The organism is Bradyrhizobium amphicarpaeae (assembly GCF_002266435.3).
GTDB classification, from domain to species: Bacteria; Pseudomonadota; Alphaproteobacteria; order Rhizobiales; family Xanthobacteraceae; genus Bradyrhizobium; species Bradyrhizobium amphicarpaeae.
The window spans coordinates 6,912,388-6,929,441 of sequence record NZ_CP029426.2 but is presented as its reverse complement, the minus strand read 5'-3'; the positions used below and the strand labels follow the sequence as shown (position 1 = coordinate 6,929,441).

The window sequence follows — 17,054 nt, the reverse complement described above, 5'->3', positions numbered from 1 at the left end:
GCAGATCGTCCCGGCCGTGCCGGGACGATGTCAGTTCGAGATGGCGCTCGCGGCGATGTTGACCGTCAGTGCCAGCAAGGCCGTGTTGTAGATGAACGAGACGATCCCATGCGCCGTTGCCGTCCGGCGAATCGTCTTGTCGGTGATGCCGACGTCGGAAACCTGCGCGGTCATGCCGATCACGAACGAGAAATAGACGAAGTCCCAATAGTCGGCATGGTCTTCCTTGCCGCTGCCCGGGAATTGCAGGCCGCCGGGCTTGGCGTTCCGGTAATAGTCATGCGCGTAGTGCAGCGCGAAAGTGGTATGCACGGCGGCCCAGGATAGCACGATCGTGGTGATCGCGATCGTGAGTTCCGTGGCGCCGCGATGGACGCCGAGTTCGGCGACGATCGCCGCGATGCTCGCGAACGCACCGATCGCCGTGACCAGCAGGATCACGAAGCGGCCGTCGTCCTGCATCGCGGCGGCGCGGCGGATATGCTGATGGTCATTGCAAAGCATCATCGCATAGACCAGCACGAGATAGACCGCGATCAGCGCGTCCCAGCCGAGCACGAGCCGCGTTGCCAGCCGGGGGGAGCCCGGCAGGAGCAGGCCGACGAGGATGCCGATACCAAGCGCGATGAACGTCCGCGGCCGCGCATAGATCAGCCGCATCGGCCGCGACATCTTGCGGAAGCGGGCGAGGGCGGGATCTTCTTTGTCAGAGGCCATGGTGACGCCAGCTCTCTCGCTCAACCTTCGTTGTCGCCGCATCGCGAGCCCTCATCCGGATCGCTGTCGCGATCCGACCTCTCCCGCAAGCGGGAGAGGTGAGGGAGTCCGGAGCTACTAGTTCTTCCGCTCGGCGACGAAGCGTGCGGCGGCCTGCAGCACGGCGGCGCGGTCGCCGAAGATCGAGACGGCGCTGTCGGCACGGGCGAGCAGGTCGCGCACCCGCTGCTTGGCGCCTTCGATGCCGAGCTGGGTGACGAAAGTGGTCTTGCCAAGGGCGGCATCGGCGCCGGCCGGCTTGCCGAGAGCCGCCGCGTCGCCCTCGACATCGAGCAGATCGTCGGCGATCTGGAAAGCTTCGCCGAGCGCACGGCCGTAATCGTCGAGCGCCTGGTATTCTTTCTGCGAGGCCTGGCCGAGGATCGCGCCGGCGATGCAGCCGTAACGCAAGAGCGCGCCGGTCTTCATCTGCTGAATGCGGGCGACGTCGATCGGCTCGTTGCCGCCGAAGCGGCCTTCGCCGGCGAGATCGAGGATCTGGCCGCCGACCATGCCGCCGATGCCGGCGCAGCGCGCCAGCGCGCGCGTCAGCAGCAGCCTCACATTGGCGTCGCGATGGATCTCGTCGCGGGTGACGATGTCGAAGGCGAGCGTCAACAGGCCGTCGCCGGCCAGGATCGCGGTGGCGTCATCGGTCTTCTTGTGCAGGGTCGGGCGGCCGCGGCGCAGATCCGAATTGTCCATGGCCGGCAGATCGTCGTGGATCAGCGAATAGCAGTGGATGCATTCCAGCGCAGCGCCGACCAGCAGCGCGGCTTCACGGGGAACCCCGAACACGGCCGCGCTCTCGACCACCAGGAACGGCCGCAGACGCTTGCCGCCGTTCAGGCTTGAATAGCGCATTGCGTCCATCAGTCGCTTGGGCCGGGCGATCTCATCATGCAGGATGTCGTCCGACAGCAGCCGGCTGAGCAGGGCCTCGGTATCATCAGCGGTCTTGTCCAGACGTTTGGCGAAATCGGACGGGGACGTGCCGGTCATCAAGAAGGGCTCCAGAACTAAAATTCGGCGGGACAATCCTTTATGAGCCCGCCCCAGTCAATCGTTTGGAAGGCCTAAAAAGTGCTGGAAAAGGTCCGAATTATCACAGACTTAATGGCAGGATCCGTGGCCGCTTCTGGTTCGGGGCCGGAGAGGTCGATTTGCGCATCGTCAAAATCCTGCTGGTAGCGCTCGCGGTCGTCATTCTCGCGCCCTATGTGATCGCGCCGTTCTACCGCATCGGCCATCCCGTTTCGACGCTGATGGCGTGGCGCTCGCTTCGCGGCGCGCCGATGCAGCGGGAATGGATCGACCTGGCGGCGATGTCGCCCGCACTGCCGCGATCGGTGATCGCAGCCGAGGACGCCCATTTCTGCAAGCATCACGGCATCGATTGGGGCGCGCTGCGCGAGGCGATCGACGACGCCCAGGAGGATGGTACGCCGTTCCGGGGCGCCTCCACGATCACCCAGCAAGTCGCGAAAAACCTATTCCTCTGGCAGGGCCGGGACTTCGTCCGCAAGGCGCTCGAATTCCCGCTGGCGCTCTGGATCGACCTCATCCTGCCCAAGGCGCGGATCCTGGAGATATACCTGAACATCGCCGAGTTCGGCCCGCGGGGCCAATTTGGCGTCGAGGCGGGCAGCACCTATGCCTTTGGCAAGTCCGCCGCCAGCCTTTCCCCGCGCGAAGCGGCCCTTCTGGCCTCGATCCTGCCGAATCCGGTGAAGCGCAGCGCCAAAACCCCCGGCCCGGGCGTCCGGCGGCTGGCAGGGACCTATGTGGCGAGGGCGCAGGCGAACTCGCTCGCGACCTGCTGGCGGGAAAATCGCTGATTTTGGGCCCTTTTCGGGCGTATTTTCCGGCCCAAGAGCCTAGCTTTGCGGCCAGCCTTCCTCTATAAGCGCGGCCTTGATCGGCATTCAGCTCGCCTCGGATTGCGGGTGCTGAGCCGTCCCTCGCGGACGATGCCCTGATAACACCAATCCCTAGAGGATGTAGAAATGGCTGTTCCGAGAAGAAAAACCTCGCCGTCGCGCCGTGGCATGCGCCGCTCGGCAGACGCCATCAAGAAGCCGACCTATGTGGAAGACAAGGACTCCGGCGAGCTCCGTCGTCCGCATCATCTCGACCTCAAGACCGGCATGTACAAGGGCCGTCAGGTCCTGAAGAAGAAAGAGTCCTGAGTTAAGGACCTTTCTCCAGGCAGGATCATTCGCCTGCCTGATTTCGGCCAACCCACGAGATATGACAGTGGCGGCGGCGGAGCTAATGCTTCGCCGCCGCATTGTCCTGTCTGGATATCTTGATCGAGAAGGCATTTCGCCGATGGTCGGTTTCCCGCTGCTTCTGATTCCGCTCGCGGTCTACAACATCATCGCCTTCCTGATGCCAACCGTGTCCTTCACGGATGTGCTGTTCAAGGTGCCGATGGTGTCAGGCGAGGCCTGGCCGGTGACGCTCGCCGATGTGATGCTGGCGCTCGGTATCGTGCTGCTGCTGCTCGAAGTGGTTAAGGGTGCGCGGCCGGGCTCGAAATTCCTGATGGATCATCTGCTGTCGCTGATCGTGTTCGGCGCCGCCGCGGCCGAATTCGTGATGTGGCCCAAATTCGGCAACTCGACCTATTTCCTGCTGGTGCTGCTCGCGATGGCCGATTTCCTTGGCGGTATCGCCCAGCGCACGCGCCGCCGCGTCACCTATGTCGCCGAGACAACCGTGCCGGCGCCGCGCAAGGCCAAGCGCCAGGTGGAGGCTCCGGCGGACGATGCCGTGGCCGAGCCCAAGTTCGAGCCGGTATCCGCGCCGCTCGCGGCACCGGTAACGCCGCCCGCGCCCTCGGCACAGTCGGTCGCCGAATCCGTCTTGATGGATCCTCCCACGCCGAAGCCGGTGCAGAGCGCGCCCTCGCCGGAAGTCTCCTCGCCGCATTTGCAGCCGGGCGACGGCACGTCTCCGTCCCCCGACACGCCGGCGCGTTGATCGATCTCAAGCCACCTGCCGCGTCCGCGCGCTGACGCTTTGCAGCGGGCGCTTGCCGCCATAGGCCGTCCGCGCATCTTCGGAAGAGGCGCGGCGCAGCCGGTTCGCCTGGGGCAGATGTTCGGCATTGGCGATCAGCTGGGCGACGAAGCTCGGATCGGGACGCGGCAACGGCGTCTTGTAAACCAGTTGCAGAACCGGCAGGACCGGCACCAGGGCCGTGCCTGTGCCGTTTTCCGTCGCGTCCGATCGATCCGTACTCAACATCGCAATCACCGTTGATCCGGCAGAGCCTGTCGCGTTTCGGGACGCTGGTGCCGGGGCGTGTCAGTACTCGCAAGGCCTATGCCGGACGGGCCGGTGTGGTTCCTCCGCCCGCAGAAACGTGGTTTCCAAATTGTTTATCAACTTTGCCTAGGGTTGGCGACGAATCTGGCTTTATCCTGTGTCAGCTCAGGACTTCCCGCTGTCCCGAAACGAGGCGACTTTGACCCCCGCATTACCGCAAGCCTCTGACATCCTGGCTGCCCTCGGCCAGGCCGTGTTCGCCTGGGACATCGGCAGTGATGCGATCGTCTGGGGCGATCAGGTCGCCAGCGTCTTTCCCGGCATTCCCGCCGAGCGGCTGGCGGCGGGCGCCGAATTCGCCAAGCTGATCGAGCCCGCGCCATCGCTGCGGACGGCGGCGCTGGCGCAAACCCATGCCGTGCATGGCGCCGACGGCACGCCCTACCGGGTCGAGTACGGCGTCCGCATGAGCGCCGCCGATCCGGTGATCTGGATCGAGGAGACCGGCCGCTGGTTCGCCGGCCCCGACGGCCGCCCGGTGCGCGCGATCGGCTCGGTCCGTATCAACAATGAGCGCCACGCCCGCGACGAGGAACTGACCAAGCTGGCCCGGCTCGATCCGCTGACCGGCGAGCTCAACCGCTCTCATCTGATCGCCGCGCTGGCCGAGGCGATCGAGGAGACGACCCGCTTCCGTTCGACCGCGGCCTTCATGCTGGTCGGCATCGACCATCTCGCCCGCGTCAACGACGCCTTCGGCTTCGACGTCGCCGACGCCGTGATCCTCGACATCGCCAAGCGCATCCGCTCGCGCCTGCGCGGCGGCGACGTGCTCGGCCGCTTTTCCGGCAACAAGTTCGGCCTGATCCTGAAGAACTGCACCGTCGACGACATGAACGTCGCCGCCGAACGTTTCCTTGCCGGCATCCGCGACGAGGTTGTGCCGACCAAGTCCGGCCCGGTCTCGGTCACCGCCTCGATCGGCGCGGTCAGCGTTCCGCGCTATGCCCGCAACACCGACGAGGCCGTCAATCGCGCCCACGAGACGCTGGATGCCGCCAAGCGCCGCCGCGTCGGCTCTTTCGCGGCATGGCGTCCGGATGCCACACGTGACGCGCAGCGCCGCGTCAACATCCGCGTCACCGACGAGATCGTCACTGCGCTGAACGAGCGCCGCATCAAGCTCGCCTACGAGCCGGTGGTGTCGGCCGCCTCGCGCGAGCGTGCCTTCCACGAATGCCTGGTGCGGATGGACCAGGGCGACGGCCAGGTGCTGCTCGCGCCCGACATCGTGCCGGTCGCCGAGCGGCTCGGCCTGATCCGCCTGGTCGATCACCGCGTGCTCGAGCTCGTGGTCGCCGAGCTCGCCGCCGCGCCCGACATCAGCCTCAGTCTCAATATCTCGCCCGATACGACCATGGATCCGGACTGGTGGGCGGGAATCGAGTCGCTGATGCTGGCCCATCCCGGCGTCGCCGAGCGGCTGATCGTCGAGATCACCGAGACGGTCGCGATCCAGGACATCGACGATGTCCGCGGCTTCGTCACGCGGCTGAAGAATTTCGGCAGCCGCATTGCCATCGACGATTTCGGCGCGGGCTACACCTCGTTCCGAAACCTGCGCAAGCTCGGTGTCGATATCGTCAAGATCGACGGCGCGTTCGTGCAGAACATCACCCATTCCGCCGATGATCGCGCCTTCGTGCAGACCCTGATCGACCTCGCCCGCCGCCTCGACATCAAGACCGTGGCCGAATGGGTGCAGGACGATGAGGCCGCGAACATGCTGCGCGACTGGGGTTGCGACTATATCCAGGGCCGGCTGATCGGCTTGGCATCGGCCGAGCGGCCGTGGGGCGCACCGCCGGACAATGTGCTGCCGGCGGCAAGCTGAGGTGTCGTAGGGTGGGTTAGTACTACTGAGTCAGCCTGTCGCGGTCTATTGAGACTGAGAATCAAGTATTTGGGGAGATTCGTTATTTGGCACTTGGAGGGCCAGATGGATCTCGATCAGGGCGGAGATTGCGAAGCGCGGTTTGGGAAGTACGTAGCGGGTCTTGGGAGCGTGATCGGTCACGCGGATCGGACGAGGCAGCTGCGTGACTACTGCACCGGCCTGATACTGCCGGGTGAGCGCAAGAGCGTGGAGCCGATGGCAGCGCGGACGGCACCGGCTCGAGCGTCCGCCCAGCACCAATCTCTGTTGCATTTTGTCGCCGACGCGACCTGGTCGGACGAGGATGTGCTCGCCAAGGTGCGAGAGCTTGTGCTGCCTGCGATCGAGAGGAGCGGACCGATCGAGGCGTGGATCATCGACGACACCTCGTTCCCCAAGCAAGGCAAGCATTCGGTCGGCGTACATCACCAATATTGCGGGCAACTCGGCAAGCAGGCCAATTGCCAGGTGGCAGTGTCGCTGTCGATCGCCAACCGCTCTGCCAGCTTGCCGGTCGCCTATCGGCTCTATCTTTCACAGGAGTGGGCCAAGGACCGTGTCCGACGGAACAAGGCAGGCGTTCCGAAGGAGGTCAAGTTCAAGACAAAGTCGCAAATAGCACTGGAGCAGATCAGATGGGCCTGCAAGGCCGGCCTGCCGCGCGGCGTTGGACTGATGGACGCGGCCTATGGCAGGGACTCGCAACTGCGCGCGGGCATGACGGAGTTGGGGGTGCCTTACGTGGTCAGCATCGTGCCGACCATATTGATGTGGGCCCCAGGCAGCGGCCCACGGCGGATGGACAAGCCGATGAACAACACGGGCCGTCGCGACGAGCCCGATCTGATCTCGGCCAAGAAGGTGGCGCTCGGTTTGCCGAAGCAGGCCTGGCGCACGGTGACGTGGCGCGAAGGCTCGGCTGAGAAGTTGTCCTCGCGCTTCGCGCATGTGCGCGTCCGCGTCGGGTACAACAAGCTGATCCCCGAGACATCATCGCCCGAATGGCTGTTGATCGAATGGCCGGAGGGCGAAGCAGAGCCCACCAGATACTGGCTCTCGACCTTGCCCGAGACTATCGACATCCAGCAGCTCGTCGACATGGCCAAGCTGCGTTGGCGCATCGAGCGCGACTATCAGGAGCTGAAGCAGGAGGTCGGACTCGGTCACTACGAGGGACGCGGCTGGCGCGGCTTCCATCACCACGCGACCCTGTGCATCGCGGCTTATGGGTTCTTGATCGCCGAGCAGGCGATGATTCCCCCCTCAGGACCTCGTTCCGTCACGCCGCTCCAGGTCCCTGCCTTACCCGACGATTATCGACCCAGAGGCTCTGCCCGCGCGGCCTGAACGCCACGTCCCAAACTCGATCGCAACCGTGCGCGTGCGACTGATTTACGATCTCATCAAAACCTTGTCACGGTGTCCCTGCTGCGGAGCCATCGCCCCACCTAGAACCCGACGAACGACCGTGACGCAGTAAGATTAGCCGAAGGCGTAACCCACCACTGTTCATATCCGCGGGGACAGAAGAGGTGGATTACGCCTGCGGCTAATCCACCCTACGAAGCTACGCCCCCTCATCCAGCGCCACCAGCTCGCGCTTCTTGCGCAGTGACGGCAGCAGCGGCGCGATCAGCAGCACCATTGCGAATGCGAGGCACACTGCCGAGATCGGCCGCTGCACGAAGGTCCAGAGATCGCCCTGCGACAGGATCAGCGATTTGCGGAGATTGTTTTCCATCATCGGCCCCAGCACGAAGGCCAGCACCAGCGGCGCCGGCTCGTAGCCGAGCTTGCGCATGAAATAGCCGATGATGCCGAACGCGATCATCACATAGACGTCGAATACGTTGTTGCTGGAGCAGTAGACGCCCAGGATCGTGAACAGGATGATCAGGGGGAACAGGATGTTGTAGGGCAGCTTGAGCAGCTGCACCCACATGCCGATCATCGGCAGGTTCAGGACCAGCAGCATGACGTTGCCGATATACATGCTGGCGACGATGCCCCAGAACAGGCCCGGGTTCTGCGTGATCAGCAGTGGTCCCGGCTGCAGGCCGTGAATGACGAAGGCCCCGAGCAGCAGCGCCATCACCACATTCGGCGGGATGCCCAGCGTCATCAACGGAATGAAGGCGCCGCCCGCCGCGGCGTTGTTCGCCGATTCCGGCCCGGCGACGCCTTCGATCGCGCCATGGCCGAAGCGCTCGGGCGTCTTCGACAGCCGTTTCTCCAGCGCATAGGAGGCAAAGGACGCCACCACCGCGCCGCCGCCCGGCAGGATGCCGAGGAAGAAGCCGAGGATGGTGCCGCGGCCGACCGGACCTGCGCTTGCCTTCCAGTCCTCTTTGGTGGGCAGGAGTTGGGTGATCCTGGTGTTGATGATGTCGCGCTTGATCGCCTGCTCGGTGTTGAGCAGCACCTCGGCAACGCCGAACAGGCCCATCACCACGGGCACGAGCCCGATGCCGTCGATCAGCTCCATGCGGCCGAAGGTCAGGCGCGGCTGCGCCGTGATGCTGTCGAGCCCGATCAACCCGAGCACGACGCCGATGCACGCCATCAGCAATGCCTTCGGCATCGAGCCCTGCGTGAGGAAGGTGAGCACCACGAGGCCGAGCACCATCAGGCTGAAATACTCGGCCGGTCCGAACGCGATGGCGACGCTGGCGAGCTTCGGCGCGACCAGCATCAAGGCGATCAGCGCAAACGTGCCGGCAATGAAGGAGCCGAAGGCGGAGATGCCGAGCGCAGGGCCCGCGCGGCCCTGCTTCGCCATCTGGTGGCCGTCGATGCATGTGACGACAGAAGCGGCCTCGCCGGGAATGTTGACCAGGATCGAGGTGGTCGAGCCCCCATACATCGAGCCGTAATAGATGCCGGCCATCATGATGATGCCGGATTCCGGTGTGCCCGACAGCGTCACGGGCAACAGCAGCGACATCGCCGAGATCGGCCCGATGCCCGGCAGCACGCCGACCAGCGTGCCGATGAAGACGCCGATGAAGCAATACAGCAGGTTGACCGGCAGCAGCGCGACGCCGAACCCATGGGCGACATTGACAAGCGTATCCATGCGTTCAACCGATCCCGAACAGGCCTGAGGGCAGCTGGATCAACAGCAGCCGCTTGAGCACCCACCACATGCCTGTCGGCGCCAGCACGGCGATCGGAATCGCCAGCGTCCAGCGCACGGGATCGATCAGCCGCAACAGCAGCAGCATCAACGGGATCGACGACAGCAGAAAGCCAAGCGGCTCCAGCGCGACGGAGAATGCCACCAGACAGGCGATCAGCAGCAGCGGCTTGCTCCAGCGAACATTCTCCCAGCGCGAGGCCAGCGTCGGCGCGCCCTCGGTCACCGCCGAGACGATGATGGTGCCTGCGAACACGCACATCAGGATGCCCGTGTAGAACAGCACGTAACCGGAGCCGGGATCGTTGATGGTGCCGAGCTTGAGCTTCATGCCGGACCAGATTACGAAGCCGCCAAGCGCGAGCCCGATCAGCCCGCCCCAGAGTTCGGAGTTGCTGAGCCGGAGTTTGACGTTGGTTTGATCGTTCATCGATTCTCTCTCGTGCTCCGGACGCGGCGCAGCGCGAAGCGGTGCGCTGCAGAGCCGGAGCCCATCAGTGCGGCCGAAGAAGATGGGTCCCGGCTCTGCGCAGCAGCGTTGCACGCTGCAGCGCGTCCGGGACACAAGCAGCTCGGCTTTACTTCTTCGCCAGCCCGAGCGTCTCGATCACCTTGCGTTCGGACGCTGTCACCTCGACGACGAACTTCTTGTAGTCCTCGGTGTTCTTGTAGTTCGGCACCATGTCGTATTTGGCGAGTGTCGCGACAACCGCCGGGTCCTCGACCGCCTTCTTGAAAGCATCGTGCAGCCTGGCGACGATCTTCGGATCGAGCCCCTTCGGGCCGGCGATGCCGAACGGGGAGTCATAGACCATGGGATAGCCGAGCTCCTTCAGCGTCGGCGCGTCGGGATAGTTCGGCGAGCGCGCGCCGGTCCACACCATCAACAGCCGCAGCTTGCCGGCATCGACCAGCGGCCGCCATCCCGTGGAATCCGCCTGAAGCATCGTGTGCTGTCCCAGCACCGCAGCGTTGGTCTCCGCGCCGCCCTTGAAAGGGACTTGCGTCAGCTTGATGCCGGACATCGCGGCGATCTGCTCCATGCCGATATGCAGCGAGGTGCCGGCGCCCGGCGTGGCATAGGTCACCTTGCCTGGATTCGCCTTCGCGAACTCCACCACGTCCTTCCAGCTCTTGAACTGCGATTCCGCGCTGGTGGTCACACCGAAGGTGTAGCCGGTGAGATGGATGATGTAGGTGAAATCCTTGGCAGGATCCCACGACACGTCCTGCATCAAGGGCAGGCGGAACACGGTGATCGGTATCTGTGCGATGGTGTAGCCGTCCGGTTTCGCGGCGGCTGCCATGGTCGCAGGTCCCACCGTGCCGCCGCCACCGGCTTTGTTGTCGATCACGATCGGCTGCCCCAGCACCTTCGAGGCGCTGTCGGCGATGGCGCGCATCGATATATCGGTCGACCCGCCGGCCGGCCACGGCACGATCAGCGTGATCGGTTTGCTCGGATAGTCCTGCGCACTGGCGGCAGTCGAGAGCAATGCGCCCATGACGGCATGCATCGCGGCAAATACGATCGTCTTCAGCCCGTATTGCGGCATCGAAACCCCTCCCTCGCGGCGGCCTCTTTGCGGGCCGCCTTTTCTCGTTCTTGCGAGGCGATTGTTCCTGAAATCGAGCGAGAAGAAAAGCGCATTGCGCGGGCCGTCGGCGCCGGGCGGTGCTGCAATCCCGGCAGTGGCGGCACATGCTCGTTTGCGTCCGAGCGGACGATGGCGAGTTACGAAGGGGCGCAAATCCCGAGACAACTTACAAACAATTCGAGGCCGCAGGACAAAAAGGTTGCAGCACGAGTGGTACATAAACTGCGATTGCAACTTGTAATAAAATGATGCACCTTTAGCGCATTTTGAACCGGGAGGCGACTATGCCGCTGACTGTCAAAGAAGCAATTGAGCAACTGATCCAGGGATTGCGGAACGAGGAACGTTCATCTGATGAATTAGGATATTCAGTCTCGGATGTCGAAGTGGAATTGACTATCGCTCTAGAGGAAGACGCTGCCGGACATTCCGTTTGGGTTGTCGCAGCGCATGGCAACGATATTCACAAGATCAAACTTCATCTGCGCTCCTCGGGCGAGTTCTCTGTAGCTCCGGTGGAACCATTAGACAAAGCAGGATTCGATGCTCACTTCGACGCCCCAAGCGAGGTGTGGTTGTCGAAAAATGAGGATTACATTCCACCTTCGCCGCCGACACGACCGTAGACGTATTTCTCATCGAGATTGCTAACTTGCGTTCCCCTCCACTCAACGTGGTCGGCCAGAACGAGGCATTAAATGGATCAAGACCCTCCCGCTCAGGATTCCGTCAAGCCGGCTGAACCCGCCAAAGCTGTGTCTGCACCCAGGCCAGTCTATTATCGCTCGATCGAAATATCTCCTTCGACCGAAGATCCCCGACGACTGGTTTTCGTTGCACCCACCGGAGCACCCGAGGTGCCAGAAGAATTGTTGCTGATGCGACAGGACTACGAAAAGACCGCAAGGGTCGCTTCGGTACTTCTCGAGGATGACCTCCCAACTCGGAAAGCGGTCTTTGATCTTCTGCATCAGGCGGCAGACAGAGGCTTTAGAGGACCAGCCTGGAGCATCGCCGATGGCAAGGCCAATCTTGCCGAAGTCCGAGACGCCATCGTGGACTATGCACATCCCGTACGAACGCGTTTGCTAAAGCAATACACGGTACTGCTAGTCTGTTTTGGCGTGACACCGCTTTTGCTGGGCGCGCTCATCTATCATACCGGAGCTTTTGGGTTGCTGAGCAAGCCAGCTGCCGGAGGAACTTTTGACCCGACCTTAGTTTGGGTCATCGCAGCCTGTTGGATCCCCGCGGGAGCAGCATTTTGTGTTTGGGGTGAATTCGCGCTCCGAATGCAATCAGGTTTGACCTATGACCAACTCCTAGTACTAGATCCCAGCCGCTGGCGGCCGGGTCAGCGATTGCTAATCACGGTGGTCATAGCATTTATCTTTGCATTTCTGCTCGCCTTTGACGCAGTACAAGTGGGACTCGGCAGCCTTCTCCTGAATGATTTTGCAAAAAAGTCCCCGGCCATGGCGTTAGCCGTTGGAGGTATAACTGGTCTCGCGTTCGCGAGCGTCCAAGACATACTTTTTCGCATCAAGCCAACGCAAAGGGCAAACTAACCTTTCGTCTAAACAACCTGGAAAGATGTTTGCCGTTTCTCACGCTTCGCGCGTCTATCTGAAATCAGGCGCTGCGCATCAGGCTTTTCCCTGACATCGAACGACCTCAGCCGCGTGGCGTACTGGTGATCGGTTCGATCTGCGTCTCGTTCATCTGGACCGAGACGCCGCGCTTGAACGCGTCAAGAAAGACCGTGAGTCGGCCTTTCGAGTCAAGCCGCTCTAGGCGACCAACGAAGGCAGAGAACGGACCGTCGACGACGCGCACGAGTTCGCCAATCCTCAGCTTGCCTCTCTGTCTGCGAAGAGAACGTGGCGTGTTGAGATACGCTTCGATGTCCCGCAGCGGCGCCATGTCGGCAGGAGACATCCGCGCCCAGCAATCGCCAATGCGATGGAAACCGTCGACCATCGGGATCGACAGCATCAGTTGATCCTTCGTGCCGGATGCATCGACGTCGGAGACAAAGATCAGTCCAGGCACCAACGGCTTGACCACGCGCCGGCCGAGATGAGGCTTGCGCGCAAGTTCGCCGCCGCGGCGCCTCACATAGCTGATTTCGGCCGGATACCACCCCGACAGGCCATAGTACCCAAACCAGCGCATGACGTCGCGCTCACGCCCCGGATAGACGTCGAGCAGATACCAGCACGACGGCACGGGCTCTGCCAACAGCATTTTCGACTGCTGCACTCGCATGTTCATTCGTCTCCCCCTGCCTGTGATGCTTCCGGTGATGCTTGCTGCTCGACGGCCGCCGACCATGTGCCATCAACACGCGGAGGCCAGTCGTGTGGTGCGAAGAAGCCGGTCTCTTCGCCGCGCTGCTCGAGCAGCGGGGCGCGCGCGCCGAACACGTGCGCGCCGAGAAACTCCTGCGAGGCCGCGATCTGTCGGCGATCAGAGGTCCATTGCCATTCCGCTCTTTCGGCGCAGCTCGCGAAGGCGAGCAGCTGCGGCGTGACCGTCCCCGGATAGATCACCTGGCCGCGGTTGACGAAAGGCCGCACCTTGGCGACGGCGTACAGCGCAAGCACGGCCCTGCCCGCCTCCGAGCCCTCGATCGCAGATGATTTGCGCCAACCTCCGCAGAGCCTTCGCCGGCGCTGCGCAGCAAGGTCCAGCGCCTATCCTCGAGGTAGCGCCAGCCCGACGGCACGGTCTTGCGGCCTTGTCGCTTCAGCTCCTCGAGGAACGGTTCGAGCCCATCAAGCGCCGCTTTTTCCTCCTCGGCCGTGAGCGCCTCGGCGGCGTAGTCGGTCCGGCTGCGGTCGTCGACAGCAGCAGTAGGCCAGCGCTTGCGGAACTCGGCCTTGAAGCGATCCTTGCGATCCTTCGCGCGCGCTCGCGTCTCTCTCAATCGTTTTAAGGGGTCGTTCTAAGGGGGCGTTACTGGTGCCCGCGTATGTGTGGCCACCCGTGCCCGCGCTAGGATGGGCACCCCTGCCCACGGGCGGGCACCCATGCCCACCAGCGGGCACCCCCGCTCGTTTTCCTGCACTTCCGCGATTTCTGCATGGCTCGCCTCATCAGCGTCATCAGGCTCGCTCGCGAGGCCTTTCATGTCGAAATCGTCGCGGTCGAGCTTCACGCGATACGCATAGCTCGACGACCGAGCGGAATCTTCAGGCCGCCAATGATCGCGCCGCGCGGCCGCAGCCCAGCTCGGCGACAATTCGTCGTTGGGCCCTGTGCCGAGAGGCGGAATTTGCGGGAGCAGAAAGCGGTTACGCCACGCGCCGGACCGTGCTCAGCGTCTCGATGATGCGGCCAACCTCGGATGCGGGACATGGCCTGCCGAAATAATAGCCTTGCACGGCGGTGCAGCCGCACTCGCGGACGAAGTCGAGTTGTTCCTCGGTCTCCACACCCTCTGCCGTCGTCTCGACGCCGAGTACGGAGCCGAGGCTCGCGATGGTGCGGACGATGGCAACGCTCTCCGGGCTTTCGCCGAGCGTGCCGACGAAGGAGCGATCGATCTTGATGCGGTCGAATGGAAACTTGCGCAGGTAGCTCAACGAGGAATAGCCGACGCCGAAATCGTCGAGGCTGACGCGCACTCCCAACGCACGCAGCTGATGCAGGATCTCGATCGTGGCCTCGCTGTCGTCGAGCAGCGCCGTTTCGGTGACCTCGAGCTCGAGCCGCTGCGGCGGCAGGCCGGCCTCGGCCAGCGCGCTCGTCACCATCGCCACCAGCCCGCGCGAGCGGAACTGCACCGGCGACAGGTTCACCGCGACGGTGACCTCGGGCCATGACACGGCGGTCGCGCAGGCGGAGCGCAGCACCCATTCGCCGATCGGAACGATCAGCCCGTTCTCTTCCGCGATTGGAATGAACTCGGCCGGCGAGACGAAGCCGCGCGAGGGATGCTTCCAGCGCAGCAGCGCCTCGAATCCGGTGAGTTCCGATGTATCGAGCCGCACCTGCGGCTGGAACACCAGGTGGAATTCGCCTGCTTCCAGCGCGCCGCGGAGATCCTGCTCCAGCGCGTGCCGGCTGCGCGCCTCTTCCTCCATTTCGGGCTCGAACAGCTGATAGGCGCCGCGGCCCTTGGCCTTGGCCTGGTACAGCGCGAGGTCGGCGCATTTCATCAACTCGTCGGCATCGAGCCCGTGGTCGGGTGCGATTGCGATGCCGATGGAGACGCCGACATGGATCGACTGATTTTCCAGCGGCGGCGGATGACCGATGACCTCGACCACCCTTCTGGCCAGCCGCTCCGCCGATTGCGGCTGCGGTCCGCGCTGCAGGACGGCGAATTCGTCGCCGCCGAGGCGCGCGACGGTGTCGTGCTCGCCGACATTCTCCTTCAGCCGCGCCGCGACCCAGCGCAGCAGGCGGTCGCCGGCCGCGTGGCCGAGGCGGTCGTTGACGGTCTTGAAATTGTCGAGGTCGAAGCACAGCACGGCCATCGCGCCGCCGGCGATCGCGACCTGGTTCAGTCCCTCGCTCATCTTCTCGCGGAACAATGTGCGGTTGGGCAGATCGGTCAACGAATCGTGCTGCGCCATGTGCGCAACGCGCGCCTGGGCCTTGTGGCGCTCGGTGACGTCCTCGTAGGTGACGACCCAGCCGCCGTGCTCCATCCGCTTGTGATTGAGCTTGATGATGCGGCCGTCGCTCAGATGCCGGTGCAGCGTATGCTCGCCCTCGCGCAGCCGCTCGACGTAATCGGCATAGAGCCGCGCGGCTGTGGTGTTCTGGTGGATGCCGAGCTCGCAGCTGTGCTCCATGATCTCGCGCATCGAGACGCCGGGCTTCACGATATCGGGCGACAAGCCGTACATCTCGATGTAGCGGCGATTGCACACGATGACGTGCAGGCTCGCATCGAGCATGCACAGGCCCTGGCTCATGTTGTTCAGTGCGGCGTCGAAGCGGCGATACTGCTCGCTCAGTTCCCCGATCGCATGTTCGCGCTCGGTGATGTCCTCGTAGGTGGCGACGAAGCCGCCCTGCGCTAGAGCGCAGTACCTGACCGAAATCACGGTGTCGTCCGACATCCGTCGGCGCATCGGAGAGGCGTCGCGATCGGCGATCCTGGCACTGGCGGCTTCCAGCAGCTGCTGCGGGCTGTATTCGGAAGAGAACGCGCCGTTCGCCATCGAACGCTCGATCAGCTCGGCCAGGTGCGTGCCGGGCCTGGTCTCCTCTGGCGACAACCGGTAGAGTTTGCGATAGGTGGTGTTGCAGATCCGCAGCCGCATGTCGCTGTCGTAGAAGGCGAGCCCGTGCGCCATGTTCTCCAACGCCGCATCGAGCATGACATTCTGCTGCCTCAGCGTTTCCTCGTATTGCAACCGCTCCGTGACGTCCTCGTGCACGGTGACCCAGCCGCCGTCGGGCAGGAAGCGGGAGACCGTCTGCACCATGCGTCCGTCGTAACGCATCACCAGCAGGGATTTCGCCCTTCTGGTGCGCACGTCCTCCAACCTGGAGACGTGAAATTCGTCGGCAGACATGCCCGGCTGATTGCCGCGCGAGACCCAATGGTCGAGCACCGCACGATGCGGGACGCCTGGTTTCACGACGTCGGAATCGAGATTGTAGAGGTTCAGGAAGCGTTCGTTGCAAACGACGACGCGGCTGTCGGCGTCGTACATGATGAGGCCGTGCGACATGTTGGCGAGCGCGTGCTGGCTGCGCTCGGTTTGCACGCGTAATTCGCTTTCGAGCCGGGCGAGGCGGGTGACATCGTCGCAGATCGTCATCCAGCCGCCGCCGGGAAGCGGCTTCATCTCGAGCGACATGACGAGGCCGCTCGCAAGCCGCTGCTCGGTGCGGAACGGCTTTCCGCCTGCGATCTGCGCGATCCGGGACGAATACAGCGTGTCGAGCTGATCCTGGGCAAAATTGCCGCGCGTCGCACTATGCGCGAGCACCTCGCGGTAGCTCGTGCCCACCCGCACGATGTCGGCCGACATGTCGAACAGCGACAGATAGCGTTGGTTGACCAGCACGATCCGGTTATCGGCGTCGTAGACGCAGACGCCCTGCTCCATGCGGTCGAGCGCAAGCTGGCTCAGCGCGACCAGGGCTTCCGGGCCTTGCTCGCGGTGTGCACCAAGCTCGTTGTCGTGGGTCGACATCATGGGTTCGGCGGGATCTCGGCAATAGGCCTAACGCAACCTAATTCAACCACCGAGTGTAGCGAAGAGGCCGGAAAATTCCCTTAAGCGCAGTAGTTTACGGAGGGTGACCGGCGATGAGGATCCCGTCCCAATTGCTGAGGTGCCTGCAAGAGTTGGTCGCCATCGCGCGGCACAGCGGTAGTTGGGTCCGA

General features: G+C 63.5%; 16 protein-coding genes. 7 read left to right on the top strand and 9 right to left on the bottom strand.

The window, feature by feature from the left end:
- Positions 1–30 precede the first annotated feature (30 nt).
- Both CIT40_RS32465 and CIT40_RS32460 read right to left on the bottom strand, forming a co-directional pair.
- Positions 31–717 carry a DUF1345 domain-containing protein gene (locus tag CIT40_RS32465; RefSeq protein ID WP_094894621.1) on the bottom strand — a complete coding sequence of 229 codons (687 nt, stop codon included), beginning with the start codon at positions 715–717 and terminating at the stop codon, positions 31–33.
- 117 nt (positions 718–834) lie between these two features.
- Complete coding sequence (locus tag CIT40_RS32460; RefSeq protein ID WP_094894623.1) at positions 835–1,758, bottom strand: polyprenyl synthetase family protein; 924 nt, start codon at positions 1,756–1,758, stop codon at positions 835–837.
- Positions 1,759–1,919: 161 nt separating this feature from the next.
- Here CIT40_RS32460 and mtgA point away from each other — a divergent pair, with 161 nt between their 5' ends.
- The 3 genes from mtgA to CIT40_RS32445 all read left to right on the top strand — a co-directional run bounded on the left by mtgA (position 1,920) and on the right by CIT40_RS32445 (position 3,741).
- The gene (gene mtgA / locus CIT40_RS32455; protein WP_094894626.1) at positions 1,920–2,594 is read left to right on the top strand and encodes a monofunctional biosynthetic peptidoglycan transglycosylase; all 675 of its coding nucleotides are present in this window, start codon (positions 1,920–1,922) and stop codon (positions 2,592–2,594) included.
- Positions 2,595–2,762: 168 nt separating this feature from the next.
- Positions 2,763–2,945: a 50S ribosomal protein L32 gene (gene rpmF / locus CIT40_RS32450; protein WP_007598106.1), complete on the top strand. Its 183-nt coding sequence runs from the start codon at positions 2,763–2,765 to the stop codon at positions 2,943–2,945.
- Positions 2,946–3,087: 142 nt separating this feature from the next.
- A complete protein-coding gene (locus CIT40_RS32445) occupies positions 3,088–3,741 on the top strand; it encodes a hypothetical protein (protein ID WP_162307784.1) in 654 nt (217 codons plus the stop codon).
- Positions 3,742–3,747: 6 nt separating this feature from the next.
- Here the strand turns inward: CIT40_RS32445 and CIT40_RS32440 are convergent, their stop codons facing one another.
- Positions 3,748–4,008 carry a hypothetical protein gene (locus CIT40_RS32440; RefSeq protein WP_162307914.1) on the bottom strand — a complete coding sequence of 87 codons (261 nt, stop codon included), beginning with the start codon at positions 4,006–4,008 and terminating at the stop codon, positions 3,748–3,750.
- 220 nt (positions 4,009–4,228) lie between these two features.
- Here CIT40_RS32440 and CIT40_RS32435 point away from each other — a divergent pair, with 220 nt between their 5' ends.
- Complete coding sequence (locus tag CIT40_RS32435) at positions 4,229–5,923, top strand: bifunctional diguanylate cyclase/phosphodiesterase (protein WP_162307783.1); 1,695 nt, start codon at positions 4,229–4,231, stop codon at positions 5,921–5,923.
- A 105-nt stretch (positions 5,924–6,028) separates the two neighbouring features.
- Entirely contained in the window at positions 6,029–7,312 is a 1,284-nt protein-coding gene (locus tag CIT40_RS32430) for an IS701 family transposase (RefSeq protein ID WP_094890650.1), read from the top strand.
- Between the two features lie 220 nt (positions 7,313–7,532).
- Here the strand turns inward: CIT40_RS32430 and CIT40_RS32425 are convergent, their stop codons facing one another.
- From CIT40_RS32425 to CIT40_RS32415, 3 genes are all read right to left on the bottom strand, one after another.
- Positions 7,533–9,041, bottom strand: coding sequence for a tripartite tricarboxylate transporter permease (locus CIT40_RS32425; protein ID WP_094892655.1), 1,509 nt, complete (start codon positions 9,039–9,041; stop codon positions 7,533–7,535).
- Between the two features lie 4 nt (positions 9,042–9,045).
- Positions 9,046–9,531 carry a tripartite tricarboxylate transporter TctB family protein gene (locus tag CIT40_RS32420; protein ID WP_094892654.1) on the bottom strand — a complete coding sequence of 162 codons (486 nt, stop codon included), beginning with the start codon at positions 9,529–9,531 and terminating at the stop codon, positions 9,046–9,048.
- Between the two features lie 148 nt (positions 9,532–9,679).
- Positions 9,680–10,657: a tripartite tricarboxylate transporter substrate binding protein gene (locus tag CIT40_RS32415; protein ID WP_094892653.1), complete on the bottom strand. Its 978-nt coding sequence runs from the start codon at positions 10,655–10,657 to the stop codon at positions 9,680–9,682.
- Positions 10,658–10,983: 326 nt separating this feature from the next.
- Here CIT40_RS32415 and CIT40_RS32410 point away from each other — a divergent pair, with 326 nt between their 5' ends.
- On the top strand, positions 10,984–11,325 hold the full coding sequence (locus tag CIT40_RS32410; RefSeq protein ID WP_148667248.1) for a trypco2 family protein: 342 nt from the start codon (positions 10,984–10,986) through the stop codon (positions 11,323–11,325).
- Positions 11,326–11,397: 72 nt separating this feature from the next.
- Complete coding sequence (locus tag CIT40_RS32405) at positions 11,398–12,267, top strand: hypothetical protein (RefSeq protein ID WP_148667247.1); 870 nt, start codon at positions 11,398–11,400, stop codon at positions 12,265–12,267.
- A gap of 106 nt (positions 12,268–12,373) precedes the next feature.
- On the opposite strand, the gene nusG is transcribed toward CIT40_RS32405, so the two are convergent.
- From nusG to CIT40_RS32390, 3 genes are all read right to left on the bottom strand, one after another.
- Positions 12,374–12,973, bottom strand: a complete 600-nt coding sequence (gene nusG / locus CIT40_RS32400; RefSeq protein WP_162307782.1) for a transcription termination/antitermination protein NusG — start codon at positions 12,971–12,973, stop codon at positions 12,374–12,376.
- Positions 12,970–13,305 carry a hypothetical protein gene (locus CIT40_RS32395; RefSeq protein ID WP_094892650.1) on the bottom strand — a complete coding sequence of 112 codons (336 nt, stop codon included), beginning with the start codon at positions 13,303–13,305 and terminating at the stop codon, positions 12,970–12,972. Before CIT40_RS32395 ends, nusG begins: the two co-directional genes overlap by 4 nt.
- 690 nt (positions 13,306–13,995) lie before the next feature.
- The gene (locus tag CIT40_RS32390) at positions 13,996–16,863 is read right to left on the bottom strand and encodes a PAS-domain containing protein (RefSeq protein ID WP_094892647.1); all 2,868 of its coding nucleotides are present in this window, start codon (positions 16,861–16,863) and stop codon (positions 13,996–13,998) included.
- Positions 16,864–17,054: the final 191 nt, after the last annotated feature.

Bases quoted from the DNA above. Each gene is read 5' to 3' on its own strand.
- nusG (WP_162307782.1), bottom strand. From the start codon at position 12,973: ATGAACATGCGAGTGCAGCAGTCGAAAATGCTGTTGGCAGAGCCCGTG.
- CIT40_RS32430 (WP_094890650.1), top strand. From the start codon at position 6,029: ATGGATCTCGATCAGGGCGGAGATTGCGAAGCGCGGTTTGGGAAGTAC.
- CIT40_RS32440 (WP_162307914.1), bottom strand. From the start codon at position 4,008: ATGTTGAGTACGGATCGATCGGACGCGACGGAAAACGGCACAGGCACG.
- rpmF (WP_007598106.1), top strand. From the start codon at position 2,763: ATGGCTGTTCCGAGAAGAAAAACCTCGCCGTCGCGCCGTGGCATGCGC.
- CIT40_RS32415 (WP_094892653.1), bottom strand. From the start codon at position 10,657: ATGCCGCAATACGGGCTGAAGACGATCGTATTTGCCGCGATGCATGCC.
- CIT40_RS32460 (WP_094894623.1), bottom strand. From the start codon at position 1,758: ATGACCGGCACGTCCCCGTCCGATTTCGCCAAACGTCTGGACAAGACC.
- CIT40_RS32445 (WP_162307784.1), top strand. From the start codon at position 3,088: ATGGTCGGTTTCCCGCTGCTTCTGATTCCGCTCGCGGTCTACAACATC.
- CIT40_RS32390 (WP_094892647.1), bottom strand. From the start codon at position 16,863: ATGATGTCGACCCACGACAACGAGCTTGGTGCACACCGCGAGCAAGGC.
- CIT40_RS32465 (WP_094894621.1), bottom strand. From the start codon at position 717: ATGGCCTCTGACAAAGAAGATCCCGCCCTCGCCCGCTTCCGCAAGATG.
- CIT40_RS32420 (WP_094892654.1), bottom strand. From the start codon at position 9,531: ATGAACGATCAAACCAACGTCAAACTCCGGCTCAGCAACTCCGAACTC.
- CIT40_RS32425 (WP_094892655.1), bottom strand. From the start codon at position 9,041: ATGGATACGCTTGTCAATGTCGCCCATGGGTTCGGCGTCGCGCTGCTG.
- CIT40_RS32405 (WP_148667247.1), top strand. From the start codon at position 11,398: ATGGATCAAGACCCTCCCGCTCAGGATTCCGTCAAGCCGGCTGAACCC.
- CIT40_RS32410 (WP_148667248.1), top strand. From the start codon at position 10,984: ATGCCGCTGACTGTCAAAGAAGCAATTGAGCAACTGATCCAGGGATTG.